General features: G+C 59.0%; 1 protein-coding gene. It reads left to right on the forward strand.

The window, feature by feature from the left end:
• Positions 1-62: 62 nt before the first annotated feature.
• Positions 63-1,358: an IS701 family transposase gene (locus DIE13_RS32455; protein WP_124831038.1), complete on the forward strand. Its 1,296-nt coding sequence runs from the start codon at positions 63-65 to the stop codon at positions 1,356-1,358.
• Positions 1,359-1,466: the final 108 nt, after the last annotated feature.

The raw sequence follows: 1,466 nt of genomic DNA on the forward strand, positions 1-1,466 counted from the left end.
TCTTACTGTGTCAATAAATTCATGCCATTATAGGAACTTCTTCATCCTTGGCGTAAGGAATGATGGATTGGGAGACGTCATTCGAGGCGTATCTGGAACATTTGTGCGAGGCGCTTGGGCATAACGACCGTGAATCAGGATTGAAGGGCTATTGCCAAGGGCTAATGCTGCCAATTCGGCGCAAGAGCGTCGAGCCGCTGGCCGCACATCTGGAGCCGGAGCATGTGAGCGCACGACACCAGTCGCTGCATCATTTCGTGGCGAAATCGGAATGGTCCGATACGGCGCTGCTCGAGCAGGTGCGGCGCTGGGTGCTGCCGCACATGGACCCGGCGGGCGGGTTGTACTGGATCATTGACGACACGGGCTTTCCCAAGAAGGGCAAGCATTCGGTCGGTGTGGCGCGGCAATACTGCGGTCAACTGGGCAAGCAGGATAGCTGCCAGGTGGCGGTGAGTCTGTCGGTGGCGACGGAAGAGGCAAGCTTGCCGGTGTCGTATCGACTGTATCTGCCGCGTGAATGGAGCGACGATCCCGCGCGACGACAGAAAGCCGGCGTGCCTGAGCAAATCGAGTTTGCAACCAAACCGGAGATTGCGGTCGGGCAATTGCGCGAAGCTCGGCAAAGCGGCGCGCCCGACGGTGTCGTTCTGGCCGATGCTGGCTATGGAGACGACACCTCGTTTCGCGAGGCCGTTAGCGAGCTCGGATTGCAGTATGCGGTGGGCATTCGCTCGAACACACGCGTATGGACGCCGGGTACTGCGCCTCTATCGCCGGAACCTTCCGTGGGGAAGTCGGGCCGACCGCGCAGCTTATTACGGCGCGCGCCGGGGCATGAGCCGATCGGAGTCAAAGATCTGGCCTTGACGCTCGATGCCTCGCGGTATCGCACTGTGATATGGCGTGAAGGCACGTGTGCCGCACTCAGTTCGCGCTTTGCCGCCGTGCGCGTGCGTGCTTCACACCGCGATTACTGGCGCTCCACACTGCGCGATGAGGAATGGCTGCTAATCGAATGGCCTGAAGGTGATGCGGAGCCGCTCAAATATTGGCTTTCGACTTTGCCCCCAGACACGACGCTCGAACGCATGGTTCATGTTGCCAAGATGCGCTGGCGTATCGAGCGGGACTATCAGGATCTCAAGCAGGAATTCGGCCTGGGACACTTCGAAGGACGTGGCTGGCGTGGCTTCCACCACCATGCATCATTGTGCATTGCTGCTTACGGGTTTCTTGTTGCTCAACGCCTTATACAGGGCGGCAGTAAAAAAAACTCCGCGAACCGCAATCCATTTGCCTTACCCTCGGATTACGTGCCACGCGGGTCCCCAGCGCGCGCAGCGCCACGTGGCTGATTCCATCACCACGCTGCGCTGGCGTATCGCTGCCTACATCGCGCGCCGGCTCCAGCGATGTCCGTTTTGTTCAACTTCCAATGCTGATTTATTGACACAGTAAGACTA

The organism is Burkholderia sp. Bp9016 (genome assembly GCF_003857765.1).
Classification (GTDB): domain Bacteria; phylum Pseudomonadota; class Gammaproteobacteria; order Burkholderiales; family Burkholderiaceae; genus Burkholderia.